Annotated in this window: 19 protein-coding genes; 7 read left to right on the top strand and 12 right to left on the bottom strand. The window is 60.8% G+C overall.

What is annotated here, in order from left to right:
- Positions 1 to 2: 2 nt before the first annotated feature.
- From ACR0E6_RS07815 to ACR0E6_RS07825, 3 genes are read right to left on the bottom strand one after another with little or no spacing between them, the layout of a single operon-like run.
- A complete protein-coding gene (locus tag ACR0E6_RS07815; protein ID WP_480582140.1) occupies positions 3 to 1,610 on the bottom strand; it encodes a carboxyl transferase domain-containing protein in 1,608 nt (535 codons plus the stop codon).
- Positions 1,607 to 2,083 carry a hypothetical protein gene (locus ACR0E6_RS07820; RefSeq protein WP_480582142.1) on the bottom strand — a complete coding sequence of 159 codons (477 nt, stop codon included), beginning with the start codon at positions 2,081 to 2,083 and terminating at the stop codon, positions 1,607 to 1,609. The genes ACR0E6_RS07815 and ACR0E6_RS07820 overlap by 4 nt, the downstream gene beginning before the upstream one ends.
- Positions 2,080 to 3,606 carry an AMP-binding protein gene (locus tag ACR0E6_RS07825; RefSeq protein ID WP_480582144.1) on the bottom strand — a complete coding sequence of 509 codons (1,527 nt, stop codon included), beginning with the start codon at positions 3,604 to 3,606 and terminating at the stop codon, positions 2,080 to 2,082. Before ACR0E6_RS07825 ends, ACR0E6_RS07820 begins: the two co-directional genes overlap by 4 nt.
- 136 nt (positions 3,607 to 3,742) lie before the next feature.
- Between ACR0E6_RS07825 and ACR0E6_RS07830 the strand changes: the two genes are divergently transcribed.
- Complete coding sequence (locus ACR0E6_RS07830) at positions 3,743 to 4,348, top strand: OmpW/AlkL family protein (RefSeq protein ID WP_480582146.1); 606 nt, start codon at positions 3,743 to 3,745, stop codon at positions 4,346 to 4,348.
- Between the two features lie 44 nt (positions 4,349 to 4,392).
- Here ACR0E6_RS07830 and ACR0E6_RS07835 read toward each other — a convergent pair whose 3' ends face one another.
- The 3 genes from ACR0E6_RS07835 to ACR0E6_RS07845 all read right to left on the bottom strand — a co-directional run bounded on the left by ACR0E6_RS07835 (position 4,393) and on the right by ACR0E6_RS07845 (position 7,628).
- A complete protein-coding gene (locus tag ACR0E6_RS07835) occupies positions 4,393 to 5,556 on the bottom strand; it encodes an isovaleryl-CoA dehydrogenase (RefSeq protein ID WP_480582148.1) in 1,164 nt (387 codons plus the stop codon).
- Between the two features lie 170 nt (positions 5,557 to 5,726).
- Positions 5,727 to 6,917, bottom strand: a complete 1,191-nt coding sequence (locus tag ACR0E6_RS07840; RefSeq protein WP_170621361.1) for an aminotransferase class I/II-fold pyridoxal phosphate-dependent enzyme — start codon at positions 6,915 to 6,917, stop codon at positions 5,727 to 5,729.
- Between the two features lie 39 nt (positions 6,918 to 6,956).
- Positions 6,957 to 7,628, bottom strand: a complete 672-nt coding sequence (locus ACR0E6_RS07845; RefSeq protein ID WP_170451967.1) for an HAD-IA family hydrolase — start codon at positions 7,626 to 7,628, stop codon at positions 6,957 to 6,959.
- A 134-nt stretch (positions 7,629 to 7,762) separates the two neighbouring features.
- On the opposite strand from ACR0E6_RS07845, the gene glmU reads away from it, so the two are divergent.
- Genes glmU through ACR0E6_RS07865 form a run of 4 tightly spaced genes read left to right on the top strand, consistent with a single transcriptional unit; the run spans position 7,763 to position 12,195 of the window.
- Positions 7,763 to 9,115 carry a bifunctional UDP-N-acetylglucosamine diphosphorylase/glucosamine-1-phosphate N-acetyltransferase GlmU gene (gene glmU / locus ACR0E6_RS07850; protein ID WP_480582150.1) on the top strand — a complete coding sequence of 451 codons (1,353 nt, stop codon included), beginning with the start codon at positions 7,763 to 7,765 and terminating at the stop codon, positions 9,113 to 9,115.
- 4 nt (positions 9,116 to 9,119) lie between these two features.
- Positions 9,120 to 10,943 carry a glutamine--fructose-6-phosphate transaminase (isomerizing) gene (gene glmS / locus ACR0E6_RS07855; protein WP_480582152.1) on the top strand — a complete coding sequence of 608 codons (1,824 nt, stop codon included), beginning with the start codon at positions 9,120 to 9,122 and terminating at the stop codon, positions 10,941 to 10,943.
- Entirely contained in the window at positions 10,940 to 11,509 is a 570-nt protein-coding gene (locus ACR0E6_RS07860) for a GNAT family N-acetyltransferase (RefSeq protein WP_480582154.1), read from the top strand. Before glmS ends, ACR0E6_RS07860 begins: the two co-directional genes overlap by 4 nt.
- Complete coding sequence (locus tag ACR0E6_RS07865) at positions 11,506 to 12,195, top strand: DNA alkylation repair protein (RefSeq protein ID WP_480582156.1); 690 nt, start codon at positions 11,506 to 11,508, stop codon at positions 12,193 to 12,195. Before ACR0E6_RS07860 ends, ACR0E6_RS07865 begins: the two co-directional genes overlap by 4 nt.
- Here ACR0E6_RS07865 and ACR0E6_RS07870 read toward each other — a convergent pair.
- Positions 12,183 to 12,596 (bottom strand): hypothetical protein, encoded by a 414-nt coding sequence (locus ACR0E6_RS07870; protein WP_480582158.1) that lies wholly within the window; start codon positions 12,594 to 12,596, stop codon positions 12,183 to 12,185. The genes ACR0E6_RS07865 and ACR0E6_RS07870 overlap by 13 nt on opposite strands.
- Before the next feature lie 90 nt (positions 12,597 to 12,686).
- Here ACR0E6_RS07870 and moaA point away from each other — a divergent pair, with 90 nt between their 5' ends.
- Both moaA and ACR0E6_RS07880 read left to right on the top strand, forming a co-directional pair.
- The gene (moaA, locus tag ACR0E6_RS07875; RefSeq protein WP_170523508.1) at positions 12,687 to 13,694 is read left to right on the top strand and encodes a GTP 3',8-cyclase MoaA; all 1,008 of its coding nucleotides are present in this window, start codon (positions 12,687 to 12,689) and stop codon (positions 13,692 to 13,694) included.
- Between the two features lies 1 nt (position 13,695).
- Positions 13,696 to 15,015: a 3-deoxy-D-manno-octulosonic acid transferase gene (locus ACR0E6_RS07880; protein ID WP_480582160.1), complete on the top strand. Its 1,320-nt coding sequence runs from the start codon at positions 13,696 to 13,698 to the stop codon at positions 15,013 to 15,015.
- Positions 15,016 to 15,057: 42 nt separating this feature from the next.
- Here ACR0E6_RS07880 and ACR0E6_RS07885 read toward each other — a convergent pair whose 3' ends face one another.
- From ACR0E6_RS07885 to ACR0E6_RS07905, 5 genes are read right to left on the bottom strand one after another with little or no spacing between them, the layout of a single operon-like run.
- Positions 15,058 to 16,221 (bottom strand): M20 aminoacylase family protein, encoded by a 1,164-nt coding sequence (locus ACR0E6_RS07885; protein ID WP_170451983.1) that lies wholly within the window; start codon positions 16,219 to 16,221, stop codon positions 15,058 to 15,060.
- Positions 16,222 to 16,238: 17 nt separating this feature from the next.
- Positions 16,239 to 17,402, bottom strand: coding sequence for a M20 aminoacylase family protein (locus tag ACR0E6_RS07890; RefSeq protein WP_170621346.1), 1,164 nt, complete (start codon positions 17,400 to 17,402; stop codon positions 16,239 to 16,241).
- Positions 17,403 to 17,416: 14 nt separating this feature from the next.
- On the bottom strand, positions 17,417 to 18,583 hold the full coding sequence (locus tag ACR0E6_RS07895) for a M20 aminoacylase family protein (RefSeq protein WP_480582162.1): 1,167 nt from the start codon (positions 18,581 to 18,583) through the stop codon (positions 17,417 to 17,419).
- A gap of 20 nt (positions 18,584 to 18,603) precedes the next feature.
- Complete coding sequence (gene argE, locus ACR0E6_RS07900; protein ID WP_170523493.1) at positions 18,604 to 19,770, bottom strand: acetylornithine deacetylase; 1,167 nt, start codon at positions 19,768 to 19,770, stop codon at positions 18,604 to 18,606.
- A 5-nt stretch (positions 19,771 to 19,775) separates the two neighbouring features.
- Positions 19,776 to 21,596, bottom strand: a complete 1,821-nt coding sequence (locus tag ACR0E6_RS07905) for an ABC transporter ATP-binding protein (RefSeq protein ID WP_170451991.1) — start codon at positions 21,594 to 21,596, stop codon at positions 19,776 to 19,778.
- Positions 21,597 to 21,714 lie beyond the last annotated feature (118 nt).

Below are 21,714 nucleotides of genomic sequence, written 5' to 3' on the forward strand. Positions count from 1 at the left end.
GATCACATCCTGAACACGCCAAAACGTGTCTCCTCGATCGGGGCATTCAGCGCGGCGCTCAGCGACAAGGCCAGCACGTCGCGCGATTTGCGCGGGTCGATGATGCCGTCGTCCCACAGCCGGGCGGAGGCATAGAGCGGGTGCGATTGCTCCTCAAACATCTCCAGCGTCGGGCGTTTGAACGCGGCCTCTTCCTCAGCCGACCATGTGCCGCCCTGCCGCTCGATCCCGTCGCGTTTGACGGTGGCCAGCACGCCTGCTGCCTGCTCGCCGCCCATCACGGAAATCCGCGAGTTCGGCCAGGTCCACAGGAATCGCGGCTGATAAGCCCGCCCCGACATGCCGTAATTCCCGGCCCCGAACGAGCCGCCCACCAGCATGGTAATCTTGGGCACATTGGTCGTCGCCACGGCTGTCACCATCTTAGCCCCGTGCCGCGCGATGCCTTCGTTTTCGTATTTCCGACCGACCATGAACCCGGTGATGTTCTGCAAGAACACCAAAGGCGTTTTGCGCTGCGAACACAGTTCGACAAAATGCGCGCCCTTCTGCGCGGCCTCGGAAAACAGCACGCCGTTATTGGCGATGATCCCGACCGGGCAGCCTTTCACATGCGCAAACCCCGTCACCAGCGTCTCACCAAAACGCGGCTTGAACTCATCGAACCGGGATCCATCGACCAGCCGCGCAATCACCTCGCGAATGTCATAAGGCGTGCGCAGATCGGCAGGCACGACGCCCAGAATTTCCTCCGGGTCATAGGCCGGATCTTCGGGTGCCTCAAGCTGTAGGCCGGGCTTCAGCCCGGCACCGCCCAAAGACCCAACGGCCCGCCGCGCCAAGGCCAGCGCGTGGGCATCATCCTCGGCCAGATAATCCGCGACGCCGGACAGGCGCGTGTGCACATCGCCGCCGCCCAGATCCTCGGCGCTGACAACCTCTCCGGTCGCGGCCTTGACCAGAGGCGGCCCGGCCAGAAAGATCGTACCCTGATCGCGCACGATGATCGTCACATCCGACATCGCGGGCACATAGGCCCCACCCGCCGTGCAAGACCCCATCACCACAGCGATCTGAGGGATGCCCTTCGCACTCATCCGCGCCTGATTATAGAAGATGCGGCCGAAATGGTCGCGGTCGGGAAAGACCTCATCCTGATTGGGCAGGTTCGCACCGCCGCTATCGACCAGATAGATGCAGGGCAGATGGTTTTCCTCGGCAATCTCCTGCGCCCGCAGGTGTTTCTTGACCGATAGCGGGTAATAGGTGCCGCCCTTCACAGTGGCATCGTTGCAGACCACCATGACCTCGCGCCCCTGCACCCGGCCAATGCCTGCGATCACACCCGCCGCCGGGGCCGCATCGCCATACATCCCATGCGCCGCCGTCGCGCCGATTTCCAGAAACGGAGACCCCGGATCGAGCAGGTTCGCCACCCTGCGCCGAGGCAACATCTTGCCCCGAGATTCATGCCGCGCGCGGGATTTCTCGCCCCCGCCCATACGGGCCGCTTCGGCAGCTACAGAGATTTGCGCCAACGCGTCCAGATGGGCCGCGCGGTTTGCCTTGAAGCCCTCAGAGGCGGGCATGGCTTTGGATGTGAGTTTCATTTGGCTACCTCGTCAGCAAGTCTTTGCAGGTGCCGCCAAATTACCCAGCTCCCTGCATTCAAGTACATTTCGCACCATGTATCTGGGGGAATTTCTTCGCTAGGAGATGCATCACAAACATCGAAAACGCCTTCGACCAATTGGAGGTACTGTCGCTCGTAGCTACGTGCCGCTCTGCCCGACTTTCCAATACTTTGGGGCACAGTTGTTTTGATTTCTGTTGAAAGTGCATCGACATGCTCGGTAAGTCTGACAAGACATTGCACCCGTTCTTCGACGACACGGCCTATTGTGCAATAGTCGACGGCGATACCAATACAGTTGGTATCCATGGTCATTCCATTGTTATGCTGGGTTAATAGCGCGCAACCGTCGAACCACTCCAAAACTTCGATCGGATTACCCGAGCTTTCTGCCCGCACCGTGCAAACGCCTGCCAAAATTAGAGAAAAGGCGAGCATCAAGTGTTTCATTCACTGGACTCCCCCGCCGCCCGCGCCTTCAACTCCTTCCGAATAACCTTCCCGGTCACCGTCATCGGCAGTTCCTCCAGAAACGCCACCTCGCGCGGGTAGGAATAATGCGCCAGACGGTCCCTGACCCAATCCTGCAACTCACGCTCCGCCGCCTCGGCCCCCGGTTTCAGCACCACATAGGCCTTGACGATCTCGGTCCGCAGCTTGTCGGGCTTGCCGACCACACCGGCTGTCGCCACCGCCGGATGGGTCAGCAGGCAATCCTCAATCTCAGCCGGACCAATGCGATACCCGGCAGACGTAATCACATCGTCATCACGACCGACAAAGCGCAGATAGTCGCCCTCCCACACGCCGCGATCGCCGGTGATCAGCCAATCGCCCCGGAACTTCTCAGCCGTCGCGTCGGGTCGGTTCCAGTATTCCAGCAGCATCGAGGCTGAGCCACGCCGGATGGCGACGTCGCCTTCTTCGGTGGTCGGCTTGCCATCATCGTCAATCACCGCCACGTCATGCCCCGGCACAGGCTTGCCGATGCAGCCGGGCTGCACCGGGAAGTCCTCGGCGCAGGAGGACACGACCATGTTGCATTCGGTCTGGCCGTAGAATTCGTTGATCGTCAGGCCAAACGCCTGCTGCCCCCAGGCCAGCATCTCGGCCCCCAGAGGCTCGCCCCCCGAGGCGACCGAGCGCAGGCCGGGGATCGATTGATCCGCCGCCTTGAGCATCCGCAGGGCGGTTGGCGGGAAAAACACGTTCTTCACACCCCCGCGCGCGACGATATCGGCGCAGGCCTCGGGCGTGAATTTCTCAAGCCGCGCGGCGACAACCGGAATGCCCAAGGCAAGCCCCGGCATCAGCACATCGAACAAACCGCCGATCCAGGCCCAGTCGGCAGGGGTCCACAGGCAGTCGCCATCGCGCAGATGGTTATGGCTGATCGACACGCCCGGCAGGTGGCCAGTCAGAACCCGATGCCCGTGCAGCGCGCCCTTGGGGCTGCCGGTTGTGCCGGATGTATAGATCAGTACCGCCGGATCATTTGGCGCGGTTTCCGCAAACGGCACCGGCCCGCCCGGCTGACCGATCTCGGACGCGATCAAGGGCTCAGCAAGGTCGCCCAGCTGATCCGCGCCCTCGGCATCCGTCAGGACGAGCCGCGCGCCTGCATCCCCGACCCGAGACCGCAGCGCATCCTGTTTGAACAGTTTGAACAAGGGCACCGAGATCGCCCCGATCTTCCAGATCGCCAGATGCGCAGCGGCACACCAGGGCGACTGGCTCAGCAAGACGCCCACCCGATCCCCGGCCTGCACCTTGGGCAGCAGGGTCCGGGCCAGCCCGTCGGTCATCTGTCGCAATTGCCCGTAGGTGACGCGCTGTTCAGATGCGCCGGTCAGGTCGATCAGGGCCACCTTCTCAGCAGGATGGTCGAGGCATTGTTTCGCCATGTTCAACCGGTCCGGCAGGTCCCAGCTATCCCCAGGGCGCAAACCCGGTATGCGCGCAGGGTCAATCATAGCGATAACCCCTTGTTTCATTAGCGTTTTCGGCTTCCGCTCCGACCCACCGCCACACCGAAACTTGATGCAGATCAGAGTGTGACGCGGCCCAGCCTGCCACATCCGGGGCGTCAACAAAACCAAAGGCAAGATTATGACCAAAACGCTCGTCGCTTTGACCCTTTCTACCGCATTGGCCGGACTGGCCGTGCCCGCGTTTGCTCAATCGCAAGGCGACTGGACCCTTGGTGTCGGTGTCGGATACCTGGACCCGAAATCCGACAACGGAACGATCGCAAACTCCGACGCCGAGATCGATGCCGACACCCGCCCGATCTTTACCGCCGAGTATTTCATTCGCGACAACCTGGGGATCGAGCTGCTGGCCGCAACCCCGTTCAGCCATGACATTACCCTCGGCGGCAGTATCGACGCGGGCAGTGTGAAACATCTGCCCCCCACCCTGTCGCTGAACTATCACTTCCCGACCAACAGCGCCTGGAAGCCCTATGTCGGTGCCGGTCTGAACTATACCATCTTCTTTGACGAGCAGTCCGATCTGGGCGAGCTCAAGGTCGATAACTCGTTCGGTGTCTCGCTGCAGGCCGGGTTGGACTATATGGTCACTGAAAAAGGTGCCGTCCGGCTGAATGTGCGCTGGTTCGACATCGACTCGGACGTGACACTGGACGGTGCCGACATTGGTACCGCCGAAATCGATCCATGGCTGGTCGGTGTGTCCTACGTCCATCAGTTCTGATCCCGCAAACGCCTCGCCGGTCCGGAACCGGCGAGGCATTCTGTTCACTGCATCTCGCTCATCAACTCGCGGCCAATCAGCATCCGGCGAATCTCGCTGGTGCCGGCGCCGATCTCCATCAGCTTGGCGTCGCGGAAAATCCGGCTGACCGGCGCGTCCGACAGGAACCCCGCCCCGCCCATCGCCTGAACCGCCTGATGCGCCTGGGTCATCGCCGCTTCGGACGCATACAAGCAGCACGCAGCCGCATCCTGACGGGTCACATCCCCACGATCACAGGCCTTGGCCACCTCGTAGACATAGGCACGGGCCGAGTTCATCGCCGTATACATATCGGCGATCTTGCCCTGCATCAGTTGGAAGCTGCCAATCGGTTTGCCGAACTGCTTGCGCTCGGACAAATAGGGCATGATTTCATCCAGACAGGCCGCCATGATGCCGGTTCCGATCCCGGCCAACACGACACGTTCATAGTCGAGACCCGACATCAGAACCGCAACGCCGTTGCCTTCTTCGCCCAGAACGTTTTCGAACGGCACCTCGACATCTTCAAAGATCAGTTCCGCCGTGTTCGACCCGCGCATCCCCAGCTTGTCGAAATGGGGCGAGGTCGAGAAACCCTTCATCTCTTTTTCGATCAGAAACGCGGTGATGCCCTTGGATCCGGCATCCGGGTCGGTCTTGGCATAAACGACCAGAGTGTCCGCATCCGGCCCGTTGGTGATCCAGTATTTGTTGCCGTTCAGACGGTAATGGTCGTTGCGCTTTTCCGCCCGTAGCTTCATCGAGACCACATCCGACCCGGCCGAGGGTTCGGACATCGCCAACGCCCCCACATGCTGGCCCGAGATCAGGCGCGGCAGGTGTTTCCGCTTTTGTTCTTCATTGCCGTTCAGCTTGATCTGATTGACGCACAGGTTTGAATGCGCGCCATAGGACAGCGAAACCGAGGCTGATGCCCGCGCCACTTCTTCCACAGCAATCGTATGGGCCAGATAGGACATTCCGGCACCGCCATATTCCTCGGGCACAGTGACGCCCAGCAGGCCAAGCTCACCCATTTCAGCCCATAGCTCGTTGGGAAATTCGTTGGACGCGTCAATATCAGCGGCCATCGGCTTGACCCGTTCCTGCGCCCAGCGATGCACCATTTCACGCAGCGCGTTCACGTCTTCGCCAAGATCGAATTTCATAGTCGCCATGAACATTGGCGGGCTCCTCCCGAGAATTAATGAACAAGTGTTCAATAACTGGATAGCAGCGAATCTGCAACCGGTCAATCACCGTAAGGATATCGGCCCCAAAACGCACAAACGCCGCCCATGCGGGGCGGCGTTTTGCAAACATCAAGCGTGCGCCGCAGGCGCACTCCGCTGGATCACGATTGGTAGACCGCCCCGACCTCGGCCCGAATGATGCGCGCGATCAACTGACAATCCTCCAACGAAAAGGTCAGTGGAACCCGCATGTCCATCACACCCGCCAGCACGCGGTCCGATTTTGGCATCCGCTCGCTGTCCACATAGCGCCAACTGTCATAGCGCGAGGTAAAACCGGTTGGCTCGGCCCCGCCAAACCACTTCAACTCGACCCCGCGCGCGGCGCAGCGGCTGATCACCTCTGCGATACGTTCGGGCAACCAGTCCAACAGAAGAAACTGAATCGACGAGCCCACATAGGTCTCGGCCTTCGGGCGCTCGACCACGGTCAGCCCCGGCGTGCCACGCAGACCGGCCTCGACGGCGCGGTATCGTTCGTTCCAACGCTCAACCTGCCGGTCCAGATCCCGCAACTGCGGGCGCAGGATGGCCGCGCGCAGATTGTCCATGCGACCCGAGACATTGGGGGTGGTGTACTTGATCCGCTCGAACACCTCAGGCCCCGGTGCGGCCAGATGGCGTTCATACAGCATATAGGACCCCGACAGCATGGTGGCCTTGGCCGCCAGTTCTTCATCATCGGTGATCAGCAAACCGCCCTCACCTGAATTGACGTGCTTGTAGGTCTGGCACGAATAACACCCAACCGCGCCCTGACGACCCGACAATTGACCGCGCCAGGCTGCCCCCATCGTATGGGCGCAATCCTCGATCACGGTTACACCGGCCGCGTCGCACATCCGCATCAGCCGGTCCATGTCGCACAGATGACCGCGCATATGGCTCAGCATCAAAACGCGTGCCTGATCCAGCTTGGCCTCAAGATCGTCCAGATCGATGGTCAGGTCTTCCGTAACCCCAACGAAAACGGGTTTGGCCCCAACCGAGGCAATCGATCCCGGCACCGGAGCCAGCGTGAACGCGTTTGTCAGCACCGGATCGCCGGGCTGCACTCCTACGGCACGCAACGCGGTGGCCAGCGCATAGCCACCGGACGACACGGCGAGGCAGTATTTAGCCCCCATCTGAGCGGCAAATTCCTGTTCCAGCAACGCGGTCTCGCCCAATTCACCGGGCGCGACATTGTAACGATGCAAGCGCCCATGGCGCAGGACGGCCATCGCCGCGTCGATTGCCTCATCGGGGATTGGCTCTTGCTGGGTGAAACTACCGGTGAATGTCTCTGTCATGGCTCAGTTCTGGGGTCGCATCCGGTTCGGGTCAAGAGATCATGCAGCCGCACCGATCAGATCAGCCACCATTTCTGGCAGGTCATCGAAATGATGCAGCAGCGCTTCGGGCTGCAACGCTGCCATGTCGTCTCCTGAGGGGCCGAATGTTACCAGCACCGAGGGGACTCCGGCGGCCCGTGCGGTATTGCGGTCGGTATCCGAATCTCCGATCAGAACGCACAGATCGGGATGCCCGCCAGCGCGCCGCGCGGCTTCGCGTAAGGGTTCAGGGTCTGGTTTGCGCACCGACAAGGTATCCGCACCAACTAATGAGGCAAACTGATCCCGCACGCCCATCTGGCTCAGTAATTGATCCGCCAGCCGTTCCGGTTTGTTGGTGCAGATCCCAACGCCATAACCTGCGGTTTTCAACGCCTCGACCGCGTCCAACGCGCCGGGATAGAAATGTGTATGGGTGTCGATGTCTTTGGCATAGGCCTCAAGCAGCACGGGATAGTAGGCGTCTACTGTGCCCTCATCAAAGGCCCCGACCCGTTTCAGACCGTGGGTCAACATCATCCGACCGCCACGCACGGCGATACCCGCATCCTGCCCGTGAACCAGCACATCCCCATGCCCCATCTTGCGAAAACAGTGGTTCGCCGCGGCCAGCAAATCGCCCGACGTATCCGCCAAAGTCCCGTCCAGATCGAAGATGACCGTGCGCATTGCGCCTCCTTGCTCGGCAGGTTTCCGCCATGTCGTGTTGCAAACGGCAATCTAGTTTGATGGCCGAACGGCTTGCGCCTTTGCCCTCAGCGGATAAAACGGACGGCAACAAAACACAAAGAGAAAACGATTTCATGACCACTGCCCTTGTCATCCTTGCCGCCGGGAAAGGCACCAGGATGAATTCGGACATCCCCAAAGTCCTGCACCCAATCGCTCAGGTTCCGATGCTGATCCACGCCATGCGCGCCGGATCGGTCTTGTCGCCCGAGCGCACCGTGATCGTCACAGGCCACGGGGCCGAGGCCGTCGCCAAGGTGGCGCAGGCCGAGGACGAGACCGCCCAGATCGCGGTGCAGGAGGAACAACTGGGCACCGCCCATGCGGTTGCGCAAGCGCGTGAGGCGCTGCAGGGGTTCGAGGGTGACGTCGTGGTCCTGTATGGGGACACACCGTTTTTGCAGCCCGACACGCTGGAGCGGATGATCGAAGCGCGGGCCAAGAACGATTTGGTGATCCTCGGGTTCGAAGCGGCCGATCCGGCGCGTTATGGCCGTTTGGTCGTGAACGGCGACACGTTGGAGCGGATTGTCGAATTCAAGGACGCATCGGATGAAGAACGCGCAATAAACTTCTGCAACTCGGGCCTTTTGGCATGCGATGCGCTGACGCTTATGTCGTTGATCGATGCGGTAGGCAATGAAAATGCCTCGGGTGAGTACTATCTGACGGATGTGGTCGAAATCGCCCGCAGCCGCGACCTGAGCGTGACGGCGGTTGCCTGTGATGAGGCACAGACGCTGGGCGTGAACTCCCGCGCCGACCTTGCCGCTGCAGATGCCGTGTTTCAGGCACAGGCGCGCGCCGAACTGCTGGATTTGGGCGTGACCCTGATGGCTCCGGAAACGGTCTACCTTGCTGCCGATACGGTGATCGGGCGGGATACGGTGATCGAACCCAACGTGATTTTTGGCCCTGGCGTTACCGTGGAAAGCGGCGCGACGATCCGGGCGTTTTCGCATCTGGAAGGCTGCCATGTCAGCCGGGGTGCCATTGTCGGCCCCTATGCCCGCCTGCGCCCCGGCGCGGAACTGGCCGAAAACGCGCGGATCGGCAATTTTGTCGAGATCAAAAACGCCGAGATCGCCGAGGGCGCGAAGGTCAATCACCTCAGCTATATCGGTGATGCCTCGGTGGGGGCGGCAACAAATATCGGGGCGGGTACGATCACCTGCAACTATGACGGCGTGATGAAGCACAAGACCACGATTGGTGAAAACGTGTTCATCGGTTCGAACACGATGCTGGTGGCCCCTGTGACCCTTGGTGATGGCGCAATGACGGCAACAGGTACGGTCGTGACCAAGGATGTCGAGGCGGATGCGCTGGCCGTGGCCCGCGCCCGACAGGACAACAAACCCGGCTATGCGCGCAAATTGTTTGATATGTTAAAGGCGAAAAAGGCTCGCCGCGATAAAGAGGCCTGATTTTATGTGTGGAATTGTTGGTGTTCTGGGACAGCATGAAGCCGCCCCTATTCTGGTTGAGGCCCTGAAACGGCTGGAATATCGCGGCTATGACAGCGCCGGTATTGCAACCGTGAATGACGGAGCTTTGGGCCGCAGGCGGGCCGTCGGCAAGCTGGTCAACCTAAGCGATCTGCTGGTGCATGACCCTTTGCCCGGCAAATCCGGCATCGGGCACACCCGCTGGGCCACCCATGGCGCGCCTTCGGTCAACAATGCCCACCCGCACAAGGCCGGGCCGGTTGCCGTTGTCCACAACGGGATCGTCGAGAACTACCGCGAATTGCGCGCCGAACTGGCAGAGCACGGGATCGGGTTCGAAACCGAAACCGACACCGAAACCGTCGCGCTGATGGCTGAACATCTGCTGAATACCGGACTGTCGCCGGTTGAGGCCGCGTTCAAAACCATCGACCAGTTGCAGGGCGCGTTTGCGCTGGCCTTTCTGTTCGACGGTCAGGATGACCTGATCGTGGCTGCGCGCAAGGGCTCGCCGCTGGCGATTGGTCACGGAGATGGTGAGATGTATGTTGGCTCGGACGCGATTGCGCTGGCGCCGCTGACCAACAAGATCACCTATCTTGAAGAAGGCGACCGGGCGGTCCTGACCCGCACCTCGCTGGAAATCCGCAACGAGACCGGTGAACTGGCCAATCGTGAGATGCGCAAGATCAAGCTGGATCATGCACGCGCCGATAAGGGCGAGCACAAGCATTTCATGGCCAAGGAAATCGCCGAACAGCCCGTCGTCGTGGCCGAGGCGATCCGATCCTACCTGCCCACTGGCGGCGACCGGGTCGTGTTGCCAGACACCGATCTGGATTTCACCAAGCTGGACCGCCTGACCATGGTCGCGTGCGGCACGGCCTTTTATGCCTGCCTGACCGCGAAATACTGGTTCGAGCAACTGGCGAAACTGCCGGTCGAGGTCGATATCGCCAGCGAGTTCCGCTATCGCGAACCACCCATCACCGACCGGACCATGGCGCTGTTCGTCAGCCAGTCGGGCGAGACCGCCGATACACTGGCCGCGCTGCGCTATTGCGAGGGCAAGGCAGACAAGATTGTGTCGGTCATCAATGTCCCCGAAAGCTCGATTGCGCGGGAAAGCGATGTGGCGCTGCCCATCCATGCAGGGGTCGAGATCGGCGTTGCCTCGACCAAGGCGTTTACATGCCAACTGAGCGTGCTGCTGATGCTGGCACTGAAGGCCGCGGCCGACCGGGGCACGATGTCGGAGGAGGATCTGGCCGATCACGCCGCCGCCCTGCGTGGGTTGCCCTCGGTCCTGAACGCAGCGCTGGATCAGAACCGCGCCATTCGCAAATCCGCCCAGCGCCTGTCCGAGGCGCGCGACGTGCTGTTCCTGGGACGCGGTCTGATGTACCCGCTAGCGATGGAAGGTGCGCTGAAGCTGAAGGAAATCAGCTATATCCACGCCGAAGGCTATGCCTCGGGCGAATTGAAACACGGGCCCATCGCGCTGATCGACAAGCATATGCCGGTTGTGGTGATGGCCCCGAAGGATACGGTTTTCGACAAGACGGTCTCGAACATGCAAGAGGTGATGGCCCGCAAAGGCAAGGTCATCCTTGTGTCCGATGACGATGGCATTGCCGAGGCCGAGGACGGCGTCTGGAGCACGATCCGCATGCCGCATATCCACCCCAGCCTCGCCCCGATTCTGTATTCGGTCCCGGCGCAATTGCTGGCCTATCATACGGCCGTCGCCAAAGGCACGGATGTGGACCAACCGCGCAATCTGGCGAAATCGGTGACGGTGGAATGACCTGGCCCGCCCCTGTTTCGCTTGTTGGCACTCATGTCCGGCTGGAACCGCTTGACCCCGCGCATTCAGAGGCTCTGAAAGCGGCGGCAGCGGATCTGGGGCAGCTTTGGTATACCTCCATCCCCACGGTCGAGGGGATGGACGCCGAAATCGCCCGCCGCATTGGGTTGCACGATATGCAGCCCTTTACGGTCATGACACCAGACGGCAACCCAATTGGGATGACCACCTACATGAACACCGATGAGGTCAACCGACGGGTCGAAATCGGCTCGACCTGGATTGGGCGCGCGGTTCAGCGCACGCCCCTGAACACCGAAGCCAAATTCCTGTTGCTGCGCCACGCTTTCGAGGATCTGTCCTGCCATGCGGTCGAATTCCGCACCCATCGGCTGAACACTCAATCCCGGCAGGCTATCGAGCGGCTGGGGGCGCAGTTGGATGGCATCCTTCGGGCCAATATGGTGATGGCCAACGGAACCCTGCGCGACACGGCCGTCTATTCAATCGCCGCACCGGAATGGCCTACGGTGCGCGCACATCTTCTGCATAAGCTGGACCGATGACACTGGACGACGCCCTTGCCGCGATAAAGGCCCATGCCGACGCAGAAAAGGCCGCGCAGATGGCAGCGTACCACAAGGCGGACCGCCCCTATCTGGGCGTCGCCAACCCGGTTCTGAACGACCTTTCCAAAGCGTGGCGGCAAATGTTAGACGTGCCCGCGCGCATCCATTTGGCAGATACCCTGTGGCAGACCAATGTGCACGAAGCCCGTCTGGCGGCTGCCAAGCTGCTGACGCAGGCGCGCATCCGACCGGACGACGCAGTGTGGGCGTTGCTGGAAAGCTGGCTGCCGGATTTCGATGCCTGGGCCGTTGCCGACCACGCCTGTATGGCAATGCAAAAACGGCTATCCGCCGACCCCACGCGTCTGGATCAGGTCGAGGGCTGGACGACCTCGGACCATATGTGGACACGCCGCGCGGCGCTGGTTGCCACCCTGCCCTGGACCAAGCAGAACCACCCGAAACCGGATGATCTGGCCCGCCGGGACCGTATCCTTGGCTGGGCCGCCATCTATGTCCCGGACCGCGACTGGTTCATCCAGAAAGCCATTGCTTGGTGGCTGCGCGAGCTGTCCAAACACGACGCCCCGCGCGTTCTGGCCTTTCTGGACCAACATGGGGATGCCATGAAACCCTTTGCCCGGCGTGAAGCCGGGAAATACCTGAAAGATCAGTTGGCGTAGACTTCGACCTCAACCAACTCATCCAGCGGAACCAGCAATGCGCGCATCGCATCCAATGAAAGCTGGCTGCCGCCGCCTTCCGGCCCGCGCGACGGCACCAATGTGATGTAAGCCTGCGCACCGGTTCTAGGCACCACCACACGTGCGGTTACCTCAGTGTCCACAAGCGGCGTTTGCATCCAGCGGCCTGGCGTCGTCGGATCGCCCAATCCTGCAATGGTCGTTCTGGGGCCCACCCAATCGGCGCGGGCAGCAACCGGCTCGGGCTCGGGTGTGGCTTCCGTAATTTCGGCTTCCACCTCTGGCGCTGCTTCGTTCCGGCCAAAAACGCGATCCGTTGTTGACCGAACCGCATCGCAACCTGTGACCAGAACGCACAGGAAAACAAGAAAATACCTCATCCGTCTTACCTACAGCCCAACACCCATCTGTTCCAGCCCAAAGCGCAGTTCGCTCTTGTCGTGGACCGGTTCCACATCTACCTATAGCGCATGACTGCTCCGCTGATTGATCCCTTCGCCCGTGCCATCACCTATCTGCGCGTCTCGGTAACCGACCGATGCGATTTTCGCTGCGTGTACTGCATGTCCGAAAACATGACCTTCCTGCCCAAGAAAGACCTTCTGACGCTGGAAGAGCTGGACCGGATGTGTTCCACCTTTGTGAAGATGGGCGTCGAAAAGCTGCGTATCACCGGCGGCGAACCCCTTGTGCGGCGCAATATCATGACGTTTTTCAATGCCATGACCCGTCATCTGGACAGCGGCGCGCTGAAAGAGCTGACGCTGACCACCAATGGCTCACAGCTTCACCGCTTTGCCGACGATCTCTACGCGGCGGGTGTGCGGCGGGTGAATGTCTCGCTTGATACGCTGGACGATGACAAATTCGCCAAAGTCACCCGCTGGGGTCGACTGAAACAGGTGCTGAACGGCATCGACGCAGCGCAAAAGGCCGGGTTGCGGGTCAAGATCAACGCGGTGGCCCTGAAAGGCTTCAACGAGCCGGAACTGCCTCGCATCACCGAATGGTGCGCAGAGCGTGACATGGACTTGACCTGGATCGAGGTCATGCCAATGGGCGATATCGGCAACGAGGATCGCCTGGATCAGTACTGGTCGCTGAAAGACGTGCGCAAGGAATACGAAAACCACTATGCCGTCACCGATCTGGCCGAGCGCACCGGCGGCCCGGCGCGCTATGTCCGGCTGGAGGAAACAGGCCAGAAGATCGGCTTCATAACGCCCCTGTCCCACAATTTCTGCGAAAGCTGCAACCGCGTGCGCCTGACCTGCACGGGTGAGCTGTATATGTGCCTTGGACAAGAGGATATGGCCGATCTGCGCGCCCCGCTGCGCGACCACCCCGACAGCGAAGCACAGCTTGAAGACGCGATCCGCGCAGCCATCACCCTTAAACCCAAGGGGCATGATTTCGACTATTCCCGTCAGGCCGTCGATGGCCAGATGAGCCGCCACATGAGCCACACGGGCGGCTGACATGCCCGGCCACCCAACGCTGCTATACCGGCTGTATTGCGGCCTGACGACGATTGCCTCAACTCTGGTCTGGCGCACGGTGCGCCGCAAACTGCAGGCCGCTGACGTCCCCCCACAGCGTCAACAGGAACGGCTCGGCCACGCCAGCCTGACCCGCCCGCAAGGCCGCCTGATCTGGTTTCACGCGGCCAGTGTCGGTGAAAGCCTGTCGGTTCTGAGCCTGATCAAGAAGCTGGGCGAACGCCTGCCCGATGCCGAGTTCCTGATAACCTCGGGCACCCCGACATCTGCCGCTTTGATCGAAAAGCGCCTGCCAGCCCGTGCGCGCCACCAGTACCCGCCGCTGGACACCGCCGGCCCGGTTAAACGCTTCCTGGACCATTGGGCACCCGACGCCGGGATCTTTGTCGAAAGCGAAATATGGCCACGCCTGATCGTCGAAAGCGCTCGACGGGGCGTGCCGCTTGCCCTGCTCAACGCGCGCCTGTCCGAGAGGTCCGTCAAAGGCTGGAAGAAGCGCCCCAAAACGGCGCGCTTCCTTCTGGACAAATTCCGTCTGTTTCTGACACAGAACGAAAAGACCGCCAACAACCTGATTGCCATGGGTGCGCAAGCCGACCGGGTGAAACCCGGCACCAACATCAAGGCCATGTCCGACCCGCTGCCCGTGGACAGCGCAACCTTGGACGAGATACGCGCGCAAATTGCAGATCGCCCCGTCTGGATCGCCAGTTCCACTCATGACGGTGAAGAGGAAACGGTACTTGCGGCGCACAAGGCTTTGCTGGAACGCTGGCCGAACCTTCTGCTGTTGCTGATCCCCCGTCACCCCGAGCGCCGAGGCGACGTTGCCGCCCTTCTGCGTCAATCCAATCTACCCTCCGCCTTCCGCGCCGCTGGAGAGCCGATCACCGACCAAACCCAAGTCTATGTCGCCGACACGCTCGGCGAAACCGGCACTTGGTACGCTGTAAGCCCCATAGTCTTTCTTGGCGGATCACTCAAACAGATCGGCGGCCACAACCCCTTCGAACCCGCCCAGACCGGGGCCGCGGTCATCACCGGACCGGGCTATTTCAACTTCGCGGAAACTTTCGCCCCACTGGTCAAATCCAAAGGCGCAATCGAGGTCCAGACCGCCAAAGACCTGTCCGATGCCGTCGAAACCTGGCTATCAGATGACACCGCCTTGACCCGCGCGCGCGCGGCAGCCCAAACCTGCGTCTCTACCCAAAAGGACGCGCTGGATGCAGTCGTTGAAACGCTCTGCACCCATCTGAGACTCACCCAAAAGGCGCAGGATCCCTCTTCATCTGGCTAAAAATATCTCGGGGGTGTGGGGGCAGAGCCCCCACCCTCTCCATCAGGCCGCCGGCATCCGCTGCTCGACAATCTCAGCCCACCAGCTGCACCCGGCGGGAATGGCCTCGTCGTTAAAGTTATATTCCGGGTGGTGCACCATGGCCGTGTCGCCATTGCCAACCAGAATATACGCCCCCGGGCGTTCTTCGAGCATGAACGCGAAATCCTCGCCGCCCATCACCAAAGGCGCATCCTCGCAGTCGCCGGAAACAGACCGGGCCACGTCTGCGGCAAACGCGGTCTGCTCGTCACTATTCACCATGACCGGGTAGCCGCGGATATACGTCACGTCCGCAGTGCCGCCGAACGTCGCCGCCACGCCGTTGCAAATCTCGTTGATCCGCTTTTCGGCCAGATCGCGCATCTCCTTGCTCATCGTGCGCACAGTGCCTTTGATCTGCACCGTCTGCGGGATCACGTTGAACGCCTTGGATGACGTCTCGAACGAGGTCACCGACACCACCACCTGATCAATCGGGTCCGCATTGCGCGATGCAATGGTCTGCAATGCCAGCACCGCCTGCGCCGTCATGACAGTCGTATCCACCGTCTCCTGCGGTTTCGCCGCATGACCACCGCGCCCTTCAAAGGTGATATCGAACTGATCGGTCGCCGCAAAGAACGAGCCCGGACGAATCGAGAAACTGCCAACCGGCTTACCGGGCCAGTTGTGCATCCCGTAGACCTCCTGAATGTTCCAGCGATCCATCATGCCGTCTTCGCACATTTCGCGCCCACCGCCGCCGCCTTCTTCGGCAGGCTGGAAGATTACGACAACGGTGCCGTCGAAATTGCGCGTTTCCGACAAGTACTTCGCAGCCCCCAGCAACATCGCCGTGTGGCCATCATGCCCACAGGCATGCATCGCGCCGGGCGTTTTTGAGGCATAGTCCAATCCCGTCGCCTCATGGATCGGCAGCGCGTCCATGTCGGCGCGTAGACCGATGACCTTGCCGTTGCTGTCGGACTTGCCCTTGATCACGCCGACAACGCCAGTGCGGCCGATACCGGTGACGACCTCGTCGCAACCGAACTCCTTGAGTTTCTCGGCCACTACTGCGCTGGTGCGATGCGTTTCGAACAAAATCTCGGGGTTCTCATGCAGATCGCGTCGCCATTCGGTGATTTCGTTCTGCAATTCGGCAAAGCGGTTCTTAACTGGCATTCTTTCTCTCTCCTACTTCAAGCCGCCGGCATCCGGCGCTCGACCATTTCGGCAAACCACGAGCATCCGATTGGGATGATCTCGTCGTTGAAATTATATTCGGGGTGGTGCAGCCCGGCGCTGTCGCCATTGCCCAGAATGATGAAAGCGCCGGGGCGTTCTTCCAGCATGAATGAGAAATCCTCGCCCCCCATCACCATTGGGGCCTCGCCGCAACTTCCACCAACAGCAATCGCGGCTTCTTCTGCATAGCCGGTTTGCTCTTCGGCGTTGATCGTGACCGGAACGCCTTTGTTGTAGGTCACGCTTGCGGTGCCGCCCATCGTGGCGGCGATGCCGGTGGCAACTTCGCTCAGCCGCTTTTCGATCATCTCGCGCATTTCGTTGGAATGCGTGCGCACCGTCCCCCGCACCCGGGCCGATTGCGGGATCACGTTGAACGCTTTCGAAGATGTCTCGACCGAGGTCACAGACAACACACCCTGCTGGATCGGATCGGCATTGCGCGACACAACCGTTTGCAGGGCCACGATTAGCTGAGACAGCATCACCGTGGTGTCCACCGTTTCCTGCGGTTTGGCCGCATGCCCGCCATGACCTTCCAGATGGATGTCGAACTCGTCCGCCGCCGCCAGCAATGGCCCCGAGCGGATGGCGAATTGGCCCGTGGGCAGGCCCGGCACGTTATGCATCGCATAGACTTCCTGAATGCCAAACCGGTCCATCAAACCGTCCTGACACATGGCCTCGGCCCCGTTGCCGCCCTCTTCCGCAGGCTGAAAGATCACAACTGCCGTGCCGTCGAAATTGCGCGTCTCGGCCAGGTACTTTGCAGCGCCCAGAACCATCGCCGTATGACCATCATGACCGCAGGCATGCATCGCGTCGGCGGTTTTCGAGGCATAATCCAGCCCGGTCTGTTCTTGCATGGGCAGCGCATCCATATCCGCCCGCAACCCAATCGCACGGCCCTGTGTATCTGTCTTGCCCCGGATGATCCCGACCACGCCGGTACGGCCGATGCCTGTGACAACCTCATCACAGCCGAACTCTTTCAGCTTTTTGGCCACCAGGGCGCTGGTGCGGTGGGTGTCGTACAGGATCTCGGGGTGTTCGTGAATGTCGCGCCGCCAGCCGGTAATCTCATCGTGCAGTTCTGCAAGGCGGTTTCTGATCGGCATGTCATTCTCCCTTATCAGGCGATGGGCAATCGTCGTTCCACAATCTCGGCAAACCAGCTGCAGCCGGCGGGAATCGCGTCGTCATCGAAATTGTATTCCGGGTGGTGGCACATGGCCGTGTCCCCGTTTCCAACAAAGATGTAGGCTCCGGGCCGTTCTTCAAGCATGTAGGCGAAATCTTCCGATGGCATGATGGGATCGGTGCTGTCATTCACCTTACCCGCAACGGCTGCGGCGGCTTCGGCGGCATAGGTTGTTTCCGCCTCGGAATTCACAGTCACCGGATAGCCGGGGTTCCACTTCACCTGCGCCGATGCGTCAAAGGCCGAGGCCGTATCCTCGGCAATCCGGCGCACGCGGTCTTCGGCAATGGTACGATATTCCGGATCCAGCGTTCTGACGGTGCCTTTCAGCCGGACGGTATGCGCAATCACGTTCGACGCGGAACTGTCTGTTTCAAAAGTGCCGACAGTCAGAACAACCGATTTGATCGGGTCCACCGTGCGCGAGACAACCGATTGCAAAGACACAACAATATGCGACGCAACAAGCGTCGTATCCACCGCGTCATGAGGGGCCGCTGCATGGCCGCCCTTGCCCGTAACGGTGATTTCGAACTCATCCGATGATGCCAGCAAAGCACCGGGCCGGATGGCAAATTCGCCCACCGGAAGGCCGGGCATGTTGTGCATCCCGTAGACCTCTTGAATGTTCCAGCGGTCCATCAGCCCGTCCTGACACATGGCCAAGCCCCCGGCCCCGCCTTCTTCGGCAGGCTGAAAGATCAGTACCACGGTGCCATCGAAATTCCGCGTCTCGGCCAGATAGTGCGCAGCCCCCAACAGCATCGAGGTGTGGCCGTCATGCCCGCAGGCGTGCATCTTGCCGGAAACGGTCGAGGCATAGTCCAGCCCCGTCGCTTCTTCGATCGGCAGGGCGTCCATATCGGCGCGCAGCCCGATCACGCGACCCTTGGTATCTGTACGGCCCTTGATCACTGCCACGACGCCGGTTTTGCCTATACCGGGCGTGATTTCATCGACGCCGAATTCCTTCAACCGTTCAACAACAAAAGCCGCGGTTTCGTGGACGTCATACATGAGTTCGGGATGCGCATGCAGGTGACGACGCCATTTGGTGATTTCACCATGCATCTCGGCAAGTCTGTTTTTTACCGGCATGTCGTGCCTCCTTTGGCGGGTTAGCCCGTCAGCTTTTCCAGCAACCGTTTCATGAATGCGTGGCCCGCTTCGAACTGCGCGACCGAGATAAACTCGTTCGGCTGATGCGCCTGCGCGATGTCGCCGGGGCCGCAGATGACGGCGGAATAGCCTGCCTCCTGAAACTGGCCCGCCTCGGTGCCATAGCTGACCACGTGGCTGGCATTATCGCCGGTCAGGGCGCGGACCAGGGCCTCGGCCTCCCCATCCTCTTCCGGCGCCAGACCGGGAATCGAGAAGTTCTCGGACAGGTCGATCCGTGCCTCGGGGTGGACCGCCTGCATCCGCGCCTCGACCTCGCGCACCTGCTGGAAATACGCGTCGCGCCAATCGGCCTTTCGTTCGTCCGGGACAATGCGGAAGTCCATCATGAACCGGCAATCCTTGGCGGTGATGTTATGCGCCGTACCGCCTTCGATCATGCCCACATGCAGGGTCGACCATGGCGGGTTGAACACCGCTGCGGTATCGCTGGGCTTTGCCGCCTGATTGCGTGCATTCTGATCATTCGCCCAATCGATCAAGGGCGCCGCCTGCATGATCGCGTTGACGCCGGTGTGCATGATCGAGCTGTGGACCTCGAACCCCACCATATGGGTGTCATAGCCAAAGCTGCCCTTGTGCCCTGTGACCGCCTGCATTGTCGAAGGCTCACCCACAATCACGGCAGAGCCTTTGGGCAGAACGCCCTGCATCGCCTCGATCATGGGCGGCGCGCCGGTGCAGCCAATCTCTTCGTCGAAACTCAGCGCCAGTTGCAGCGGGCGTTTAAGGTCTGCGTATTGGCCTTCGACCAAGGCCCAGATGGCCAGCGCATCAAACCCCTTCATATCGCAGGTGCCGCGCCCGAAATATTTGCCGTCTTCTTCGACAACGGTGAAAGGATCAGTGTCCCAGGGTTGCCCATCCACCGGCACCACATCCGTGTGGCCGGACAGGACCACAGCCCCCTCTTCCCACGGGCCGACATGGGCAAACACGGCCGCCTTGTGCGGCTGGTCCGGATCGGGCCAGCGATGAGGTTCAATCCCATGTTCCCGCAGATAGCTTTCGACCCAATCGACCAGCGGCAGGTTGGTGTCACGGCTTACAGTCGGGAACGAGATCAGCTTGGTCATGATCTCAAGCGGCGTCAGGCGCTGTGCCATGGATCCTAGTACCCGCTATCCGTCGTCAGGATGAAATGGCCCGGTTCGACCTCATGATAGACCGAGGGTTCAGGCGTGTAGTCGATTGGATGAATTGGCGACGGGATCGGTTTGAAATTCAGGTCTTTTTCCGATTTCCGCTGGTTTGGATCGGCAATCGGAACCGCCTTCATCAGCGCCTGCGTATAGGGGTGCTGAGGGTTCTCGAACACCCGCGCGCGCGGCCCAAGCTCGACGATCCGGCCCAGATACATGACGCCGACATGGTGACTGACCCGCTCGACCACGGCCATGTCGTGGCTGATGAACAGGTATGACAGGCTGAGTTCGGATTGCAGTTCCATCATCAGGTTCAGCACCTGCGCCTGCACCGACACGTCCAGCGCCGAGACCGCCTCATCCGCGATGATCAGCTTGGGGTTCAGGGCCAGTGCGCGGGCAATCGCGATCCGCTGGCGCTGACCCCCCGACATCTCGTGCGGGAAGCGGCGCATGAAGCTGCGCGGCAGTTGTACCTTGTCGAACAATTGCGCCACGCGGTCCTGCAGTTCCGACCCGGTAGCAACACCGTAGTTGCGCATCGGTTCGGCCACCTGATCGACCAGTTGCATCTGCGGGTTCAGCGAGGCGAACGGGTCCTGAAAGATCATCTGCATGTCCAGCCGCGCCTTGCGCAGGCCGCCGGGGTCCAGTTTCATGATATCGACGCCATCCAGATCGATCTCGCCCGCCATCGGCTCAACCAGACGCAGGATCGACCTCCCGGCCGAGGACTTGCCGCAGCCTGATTCGCCCACAAGACTTAGCGTTTGGCCGCGATTCAACGTAAAGGACACATCTTCGACCGCGTGAACGTTCGAAATCGTGCGGCGCAGCAACCCGCCTTTGACGGGGAAGCGTGTGGTCAGGTTCTTGACCGTCAGCAGCACCTCTTCGGTGCCGGGAATCGGGGCGATGGTCTGGCCTTCTACCCCCAGCAGCTTCATCGGCTCAGGCGCGGATTTCCCTTGCATTTCCCCAAGCTTGGGCACCGCAGCCAACAGCGCCTTGGTGTAATCATGCTGCGGGTTTTCGAAGATTTCCTTGACGGTGCCTTCCTCGACCTTGTTGCCACGGAACATAACCACCACGCGGTCGGCCATCTGTGCCACCACAGCCATGTCATGGGTGATAAACATCACCGCCGTGCCGGTTTCCCGCTTCAACCGGTCCATCAGGGCCAGAATCTCGGCCTGAATCGTCACATCCAGCGCCGTGGTCGGTTCGTCCGCGATCAAAAGCCGGGGCTCACACGCCATTGCCATCGCAATCACAACGCGCTGCCGCATTCCGCCGGACAGTTCATGCGGATATTGCTTCAAACGGCGTTCCGGCTCGGGAATCCGCACCTGACGCAGCAGTTCAAGGGCGCGTTCTTCGGCCTGAGTCTTGGACATATTCTTGTGGATGCGCAGACCTTCGGTCAGTTGTCGGCCCACGGTGAAAACCGGATTCAGGGCTGTCATCGGCTCCTGAAAGATCATTCCGATCTCGTTGCCGCGAATCTGTTTCATCAGATCCTGATCGGCTTTGGACAGGTCCATTTCGTCCCCGTCACGGCGATCAAACAGCAATTCTCCGCCCGCGATTTCGCCGCCGCCAAACTCGACCAGCCGCATCAAAGACAGTGAAGAAACAGACTTTCCGGACCCGGATTCGCCAACGATACAAACGGTTTCGCCGGGCTTCACCTCGAACGAGACATCCTCGACGCCCACCACGGGGCCATCCTTGGTTTGGAACTCGACCCGAAGTTTTTTTATCTGGGCAATAGGTTGGTCCAGCACGTGCGCACTCCCCTTGGCAGGCTGATTTGTTCGAATGCCCGACGCTAAGGCGCTGAGGCGGGAAAAGTCAAACCCGTCGCAATTTTTCCCAACGGCAACCCTTGCTTTTTTCCAAAGT

This window comes from Ruegeria sp. AP12 (assembly GCF_056540025.1).

Coding starts and splice junctions, on each gene's coding strand:
- ACR0E6_RS07815 (WP_480582140.1), bottom strand. CDS start 1,610: ATGAAACTCACATCCAAAGCCATGCCCGCCTCTGAGGGCTTCAAGGCA.
- ACR0E6_RS07820 (WP_480582142.1), bottom strand. CDS start 2,083: ATGAAACACTTGATGCTCGCCTTTTCTCTAATTTTGGCAGGCGTTTGC.
- ACR0E6_RS07825 (WP_480582144.1), bottom strand. CDS start 3,606: ATGATTGACCCTGCGCGCATACCGGGTTTGCGCCCTGGGGATAGCTGG.
- ACR0E6_RS07830 (WP_480582146.1), top strand. CDS start 3,743: ATGACCAAAACGCTCGTCGCTTTGACCCTTTCTACCGCATTGGCCGGA.
- ACR0E6_RS07835 (WP_480582148.1), bottom strand. CDS start 5,556: ATGTTCATGGCGACTATGAAATTCGATCTTGGCGAAGACGTGAACGCG.
- ACR0E6_RS07840 (WP_170621361.1), bottom strand. CDS start 6,917: ATGACAGAGACATTCACCGGTAGTTTCACCCAGCAAGAGCCAATCCCC.
- ACR0E6_RS07845 (WP_170451967.1), bottom strand. CDS start 7,628: ATGCGCACGGTCATCTTCGATCTGGACGGGACTTTGGCGGATACGTCG.
- glmU (WP_480582150.1), top strand. CDS start 7,763: ATGACCACTGCCCTTGTCATCCTTGCCGCCGGGAAAGGCACCAGGATG.
- glmS (WP_480582152.1), top strand. CDS start 9,120: ATGTGTGGAATTGTTGGTGTTCTGGGACAGCATGAAGCCGCCCCTATT.
- ACR0E6_RS07860 (WP_480582154.1), top strand. CDS start 10,940: ATGACCTGGCCCGCCCCTGTTTCGCTTGTTGGCACTCATGTCCGGCTG.
- ACR0E6_RS07865 (WP_480582156.1), top strand. CDS start 11,506: ATGACACTGGACGACGCCCTTGCCGCGATAAAGGCCCATGCCGACGCA.
- ACR0E6_RS07870 (WP_480582158.1), bottom strand. CDS start 12,596: ATGAGGTATTTTCTTGTTTTCCTGTGCGTTCTGGTCACAGGTTGCGAT.
- moaA (WP_170523508.1), top strand. CDS start 12,687: ATGACTGCTCCGCTGATTGATCCCTTCGCCCGTGCCATCACCTATCTG.
- ACR0E6_RS07880 (WP_480582160.1), top strand. CDS start 13,696: ATGCCCGGCCACCCAACGCTGCTATACCGGCTGTATTGCGGCCTGACG.
- ACR0E6_RS07885 (WP_170451983.1), bottom strand. CDS start 16,221: ATGCCAGTTAAGAACCGCTTTGCCGAATTGCAGAACGAAATCACCGAA.
- ACR0E6_RS07890 (WP_170621346.1), bottom strand. CDS start 17,402: ATGCCGATCAGAAACCGCCTTGCAGAACTGCACGATGAGATTACCGGC.
- ACR0E6_RS07895 (WP_480582162.1), bottom strand. CDS start 18,583: ATGCCGGTAAAAAACAGACTTGCCGAGATGCATGGTGAAATCACCAAA.
- argE (WP_170523493.1), bottom strand. CDS start 19,770: ATGGCACAGCGCCTGACGCCGCTTGAGATCATGACCAAGCTGATCTCG.